The 6,144-nt window shown below is 69.5% G+C and carries 6 protein-coding genes and 1 pseudogene; 5 read left to right on the top strand and 2 right to left on the bottom strand.

From position 1 onward, the window contains the following. Positions 1–298: pseudogene (locus WH07_RS36870) on the bottom strand (helix-turn-helix domain-containing protein); the annotation flags it as partial. 212 nt (positions 299–510) lie between these two features. Here WH07_RS36870 and WH07_RS00530 point away from each other — a divergent pair. Both WH07_RS00530 and WH07_RS00525 read left to right on the top strand, forming a co-directional pair. Further along, positions 511–1,287, top strand: coding sequence for an SDR family oxidoreductase (locus WH07_RS00530; RefSeq protein WP_046494166.1), 777 nt, complete (start codon positions 511–513; stop codon positions 1,285–1,287). 280 nt (positions 1,288–1,567) lie between these two features. Further along, entirely contained in the window at positions 1,568–2,245 is a 678-nt protein-coding gene (locus WH07_RS00525; RefSeq protein ID WP_046494165.1) for an alpha/beta hydrolase, read from the top strand. 24 nt (positions 2,246–2,269) lie between these two features. Here the strand turns inward: WH07_RS00525 and WH07_RS00520 are convergent, their stop codons facing one another. Next, positions 2,270–2,842: a TetR family transcriptional regulator gene (locus tag WH07_RS00520; RefSeq protein ID WP_046494164.1), complete on the bottom strand. Its 573-nt coding sequence runs from the start codon at positions 2,840–2,842 to the stop codon at positions 2,270–2,272. 135 nt (positions 2,843–2,977) lie between these two features. On the opposite strand from WH07_RS00520, the gene WH07_RS00515 reads away from it, so the two are divergent. The 3 genes from WH07_RS00515 (at position 2,978) to WH07_RS00505 (ending at position 6,132) form a co-directional block, all read left to right on the top strand. Further along, positions 2,978–3,820: an SDR family oxidoreductase gene (locus tag WH07_RS00515; RefSeq protein WP_046494161.1), complete on the top strand. Its 843-nt coding sequence runs from the start codon at positions 2,978–2,980 to the stop codon at positions 3,818–3,820. Between the two features lie 243 nt (positions 3,821–4,063). Then, complete coding sequence (locus tag WH07_RS00510) at positions 4,064–4,792, top strand: SDR family NAD(P)-dependent oxidoreductase (protein WP_046494159.1); 729 nt, start codon at positions 4,064–4,066, stop codon at positions 4,790–4,792. A gap of 590 nt (positions 4,793–5,382) precedes the next feature. Then, the gene (locus tag WH07_RS00505; protein ID WP_232788648.1) at positions 5,383–6,132 is read left to right on the top strand and encodes a DUF1963 domain-containing protein; all 750 of its coding nucleotides are present in this window, start codon (positions 5,383–5,385) and stop codon (positions 6,130–6,132) included. Positions 6,133–6,144 lie beyond the last annotated feature (12 nt).

Below are 6,144 nucleotides of genomic sequence, written 5' to 3'. Positions count from 1 at the left end.
GGCGCGGCGTGCCGGGGTGGGGCGGGCCAGGAGGTTGACGAGGTGCTCGCGTTCTGCCGTATCGAGCCTGAGCGCTTGAGCGAGGGCTTCGAGGACCTGGGGGGGACGGGTTTCCGCCACGGCCCTGTTCGAGGCGGGTGTAGTACTCGGTACTGACCCCGGCCAGACGGGCGACCTCGTCACGGCGCAGCCCCGGCACCCGGCGCGCACGCCCGTCGGCGGGCAGTCCTGCCTGGTCCGGTGTGATCCCGGCACGGCGTGTGCGCAGGAAGTCGGCGAGTTCGCTGCTGCGGTCCATACCCCCAGTCTGAGTGTGCCGCAGGTGCCGTGCCCAGCGCTGGGTGGCCCTGTCGGTACCTGTTTCCCGAGTACTTGCCCGTGCAGGGCCCGGTGGGAGCGGAAAACGGGGGTGCGGCGGTGGTGTGCTGGATGCGGGGCCGATGACAACCGGTTGCGCACCCGCTCCGTTCCTTCCCTGCTTGCTCCGTTCTTTCCTGGAAGAGGTACATCATGCCGACGGAATTTTCTGCTTCGTCTCTGACCGGCCGGGTCGCTGTGGTGACCGGCGCGTCGAGCGGTATCGGTGAGGCGTCTGCCGAGCACCTGGCGGAGCTGGGCGCCACCGTGGTGGTGCTGGCACGGCGCGCGGACCGGCTGGCAGACCTGGCCGCCCGGATCGAGAAGGCCGGTGGCACCGCGGTGGCCGTCACCGCGGATGTGACGGACGCCGCCGCGGTGCAGGCGGCGGCCGACCGTGTGATGGCCGAGCCGGGCGGCGCGGATCTGCTGTTCAACAACGCGGGCGTCATGCTGCCCGCCCCGGTCGAAGAACGGCCGGTGGACCAGTGGCAGCACCAGATCGACCTCAATGTCACCGGGCTGATGAATGTCATCGGCGCGTTCACACCCCACCTCGTGAAGGCCGCGGCCGAGCGCGGGGTGGCCGACCTGATCAACACCTCGTCGATCGCGGCACAGAACATCTTCCCGCACTTCGCCGTCTACTCAGCCACCAAGGCCTACGTCACCCACCTCTCCCGCCACTTGCGCGCCGAGTTGGGCGCGAAGAACGTACGTGTGTCCGCGATCGAACCCGGCATCGTCGGCACCGAGCTCCAGAACCATGTCACCTACGACGGCGCGCTGCAGTGGCTGGAAGGATCGAAGGAAACGATGGAGTGGCTCACGCCCCAGGACATCGCGCGGACGATCGGGTTCATCGCCGGCCTGTCGCCGCGGGTGAACCTTCAGCAGGTCACGATCATGCCCACCCGTCAGCCCAGCTGACCGTTGGCGTGTGAGGCCTCGCCTGCTCCCGGGCGGGGCCGCCCGCAGTGTGCCGACGGGCGTCGCGAGCCAGGCGGCTTGCGTAACACGCCCTGGCGCGCGGTCCGCGCTCGCCGTGGCACAACGGTCCGGGCACACGGCCCGGGCCGGCATGTGACGGGACTTCTGCACGGTGAGCCGCCGGTGCAACCGCCGCCGGTAGGTATCGTCGACCGGGTCTTCCCCAGTCCGCCGAAGCGGCGTCCGTTCACCGTGTCCGCTACCGAAAGGCTCCCCGACGATGGCTACGTATGTGTTGATTCCCGGTGCCGCGTCCAGCCCGTGGTACTGGCATCTGCTGGAGGCCGAGTTGCGCCGGCGGGGCCATGACGTGGTTGCGGTGGACCTGCCGTGCGACGACGATTCGGCCGGGCTGGCCGAGTACGCCGACACCGTGGTCGACGCCATCGGTGATCGCACCGACCTGATCCTGGTGGCCCACTCCTTCGGCGGGTTCACCGCCCCGCTGGTGTGCGACCGCGTGCCGGTGGACCTGCTGGTGATGCTCCAGGCACAGATCCCGGCACCGGGGGAGACCCCGGGCCAGTGGTGGACCAACACCGGCTACGAGCAGGCCAGGCGCGAACAGGACGAACGCGATGGCAGGGACCCCGACGACGACACCGCCCTGTTCCACCACGACACCCCGGCGGAACTGATCGCCGAGGCCGGGAAACACGCGCGTACGCAGTCGGCCACCCCGTTCATGAAGCCATGGCCGCTGGCCGCATGGCCGGACGTACACACGAGGTTCCTGCTGGCCCGGGACGACCGCTTCTTCCCCGCCGGGTACATGCGCGGGATCGTGCGGGAGCGCCTGGGCATTGCACCCGACGAAATGCCCGGCGACCACTGCCCCATGCTCGGCCACCCCACGGAACTGGCCGACCGCTTGGAGGCCTACCGGACCGGGGTGTAACGCGTTGGCGGGATGGGTTCGTTGTCAGGTCGTCGCGGGCAGCGCGGCGTCGAGGGCGGCCTGGACGGCCTTGGTCATGGCTGCCCGGTGCCGGACGAGCCGGGCGGCTTCGTCGGCACCGTTCGGGTTGCGGATCTCCGGCGCCGTGGTGGCCCAGGCTTGGGCGGCTACGACGACGAGCATCAGGATGTCCATCCCGGCCTCGGCGCTGACGCCATGGGCTTCGGCGATCTCGGCGGCCTTGGTGACGTGGGCTTCCCGCTCCAGGTGTGAGGCGCCGGGGCGCTCCAGCGCCTTCCACTGGGTGAGGCGCAGCAGCCCGGGGTCGGCGGTCAGCGCGTCGAGCAGGGCGCCGGTGTAGCCGGGCAGGTCGGCGGGGGTGAAGGGCACCATGTCCGCGAGGACCGTCAGCCGGTCGGCGAGTACGGCGTCGAACAGCGCGTCCTTGGAGCCGTAGTAGGCATAGATGGCCTGCTTGTTCGCGGACGCGGCGGCGGCGATGCGGTCCACGCGCGCGCCGGCGAGCCCGACGCGTACGAACTCGTCGAAGGCGGCGTCGAGCAGCCGGGCGCGGGTGGCGGCGGAGTCGTATCCCATCCGGCAAGAGTAAACCAACCAGGCAGTTGCATTCCCGGTGGCGGACTCACGATAAATCCAACTGGATGGTTTGACGGTGGGGGAGCGGCAGCGTACGTTTGCGTTGCAACCAACTAGTTGGATTAAGGAGTGGTCGTGGCAGCACAGACGTGGTTTGTCACCGGCGCGTCGGCCGGCATCGGGCGGACGGTCGTCGAGCAACTGCTGGAGGCGGGGCACCGTGTCGCCGCCACAGCGCGCAAGCCCGAGGTCCTGGACGACCTGAAGAAGAAGTACCCGGAGCTGCTGTGGACGGCGGCGCTGGACGTCATCGACACCGCCGCGCTCCGTGAGGTCGTCGGGCGCGCGTTCACCGAGCTGGGCCGCGTGGACGTGGTGTTCTCCAACGCCGGGCGCGGCGCGGTCGGCGCGGCCGAGGAACTGTCGGACGAGACGGTCGACGAGCAGATCGCACTGAACATGACCGCGCCGATTCAGCTCTTCCGTGCGGTTGTCCCGCATCTGCGCGCCCAGGGCGGCGGACGGTTCATCCAGACGTCCACCATGGGCGCCCATATCTCCGGCCCGGGCGCCAGCATGTACCACGCCTCGAAGTGGGGCGTGGAGGGCTTCCTTGAGTCCGTGATCGGCGAGGTGGCCCCGTTCGGCATCGGCGTCACCATGATCGAGCCGGGCGTGATCCGCACCGGATTCGGCGCTTCCCTGAGCGTCGCCGAGCCGCTGCCGGTCTACGCCGACACCCCGGTCGGACAGGTGCACCAGGCCGTCCGGGCCGCCGGCAACCTCACCGCCGAAGCTCCCGGCGACCCGGTCAAGGTGGCGGCCGCCATCATCGACTCCGCCGACACCACGCCCGCGCCGCGCCGCGTCGCCTTGGGCAGCGATGCCCACGCGGCCATCCGGTCCGCGCTCACCAGGCGTCTGGAAGAGGTCGACGCCGGCCGGGAGCTCGCCCGGTCCATCGACTTCTCCGCCTAGGGTCTTTCGTTGGGATTTTGCTGGATCGGATCGCAGCGTCCGTCGCGGTCTGATCCCCGAAGATCCGCCGGACAGGACCTGGACGAGGCCATGGGCCCGCCGAACCTGATCGGCGCGGTTCGAGGAATGTCCCGCCGGCCCGCCCCAGGCCGAGAGGCTCGCTAAGGATCGGCCTTCTCTCCGTCGGCCGCCGGTCGACGACTCCGTAGCAGACGATTCCCGTAGCACAGTGAGGAAACATCCATGTCCCAGGTTGTCGCCATCTTCGGTGCCGGCAGCGGTCTCGGCACCGCACTCGGCCGCCGCTTCGGCAAGGAAGGCTTCCGCGTCGCGCTGATCGCCCGCCGAGCCGAGCGGCTCCAGGCCATGGCCGAAGAGCTCGCCGCGGAAGGAATCGAGGCAGCCGCCTTCCCGGCCGACCTGTCGGACCCGGCCAACGCCCGCCCGGTCGTCGATACCATCCGCGAGCGCTTCGGCCGTATCGACGTCGTCTCGTACCAGCCCCTTCCCGGCGGCACCGCCTTCATCCCCGCCGCCGAGCTGGACGCCGCCCGACTGGCGCCGCTGGTCAACCTGTTCCTGCTCACCCCGGTGGAGATCGCCCACGCGGTTCTGCCCGAGATGACCGAACGCGGCAACGGCGGCTTCATCGTCACCGGCGGATTCACCGCAGCCGACCCGCAACCGCACATCAGCGGCATCGGCCCGGCCATGTCGGCGATCCGCAACTTCGTCCACTCCCTGCACGGAGAGGTCGCCGACGCCGGCGTCTACGCGGGCGTCTCCACTCTGGCCGCACTGATCAAGAACAGCGAGTCATACAACGCGATGACGCCCGAGGACCTGGCCGCCGTCACCGGTGGTGTCACCGGCCTGAATGTTCTCGACCCCGATGAACTCGCCGAGACCTACTGGCAGCTCTACACCAAGCGTGACCGGATCGAGTACCGCTTCCCCGAGATCAACACCTGACCGCCCCGCCCGTCCGCGGCAACCATCACACTCCCGTGGGGGCAGACCTGCTGGCGATGGTGACCGGTGCCGACCGCGGCATCGCCAAGGTCAACGTCGTCGTCAAATCGGATCTAGACCACCACCCCGGTCGTCGTCGCAGCGTCGGCCCTGCGCACGATCCGGGAGGCTGCCCGTATCCCCGACGAGGACGAACCGGCTGACCCCGAAGGCATGTTCAGATTCCAGGAGGCCGTCCGCTTCGCACGTACCGCCGCAGATCTCGCCGTCCGCTCGGCCGCTTGACATCCGCACACGGGCCTGCTGCCCCGTGCCCCACCGACACGGGGCCGCAACCGATGGTTCTTCCGGGCAACCAGGCGCATCCGCAGCGAGGCGGATCCGCCGCCTGCACCGCCATCGGCATAAACCCTGCGGGCTGGTTGTCGTACCTGGGTTCTAGAGTCCTGCACATGTCCCGTCACACGCCCAGCCGTCCGGTCGATGTGGAAAGCCTCTTTCCCGAGTTGCTGCCCTTCCGCCGTGAGTCCGTCCGCCTGCATCCGCGTTCCGGTTCTCCGATGTGCGAGGACAGTTCCGTGGGAGGTCCCTTGCTCTGGCCTGCCGCGGAGCCCTGGCCGGTTTGCGAGGAGGAGCACTACGGCCTGGACGACATGAATCAGCCCGCGCCCTCGGTACCCATGGTTCCCGTCGTGCAGGTCCGCCGTGCCGACGCGCCGTCCGTGCCCTTCCCCGAGGGCACGGACTTGCTGCAGGTCCTGTGGTGCCCCTACGGGCACGGCGAATTCTGCTATCCCCTGCCCCAGGTCCACTGGCGGGACTCCAGTGCCGTCGGCGATGTGCTGCCGACTCCGTTGCCGGCCGCTGAACTTCCTGAGGACTGGTACCCGGCTCCCTGTGCCGTGCACCCCGAGCAGGTGACCGAGTACCCGAGCCGGGACCTTCCCGACGGGGTTCACGACGCCCTCGACGGCCGCTTCGACGAACTGCTCGCCGAAACCGGCCTGCGGTACTCCTACCACCTGGCGGAGGCCCCGGGGATCAAGCTCGGCGGCTACCCGGGCTGGACGCAGGATCCGGTATGGCCCGACTGCGAAGGGTGCGGCAGCCAGATGGAGCACCTCCTGACGGTGTCCAGCTGGGAATTCGACGGTGAGTCCTGGCGGACATGGCTTCCCGAGGAGGACCGGGCCGACGAGAACGAATCGGGCGGTCCGCGATGGAAGGAGGACGCTCACAACCCCGCCGGGCTGTGCCTCGGCGACGCCGGAGGCGTCTATGTATTCGAGTGCCGTACCTGTCCCGATCGCCCCATCGGGCACTGGTTCGACTGCTCGTGACCGCCGGGCGCC

This window comes from Streptomyces odonnellii, assembly GCF_000981895.1.
In the GTDB taxonomy this organism is placed as follows: domain Bacteria; phylum Actinomycetota; class Actinomycetes; order Streptomycetales; family Streptomycetaceae; genus Streptomyces; species Streptomyces odonnellii.
This window is presented reverse-complemented; position numbering and strand designations above follow the sequence as displayed.

What these genes read in the sequence shown, in the direction of transcription:
- WH07_RS00530 (WP_046494166.1), top strand. Translation starts at nt 511, where the DNA reads ATGCCGACGGAATTTTCTGCTTCGTCTCTGACCGGCCGGGTCGCTGTG.
- WH07_RS00525 (WP_046494165.1), top strand. Translation starts at nt 1,568, where the DNA reads ATGGCTACGTATGTGTTGATTCCCGGTGCCGCGTCCAGCCCGTGGTAC.
- WH07_RS00520 (WP_046494164.1), bottom strand. Translation starts at nt 2,842, where the DNA reads ATGGGATACGACTCCGCCGCCACCCGCGCCCGGCTGCTCGACGCCGCC.
- WH07_RS00510 (WP_046494159.1), top strand. Translation starts at nt 4,064, where the DNA reads ATGTCCCAGGTTGTCGCCATCTTCGGTGCCGGCAGCGGTCTCGGCACC.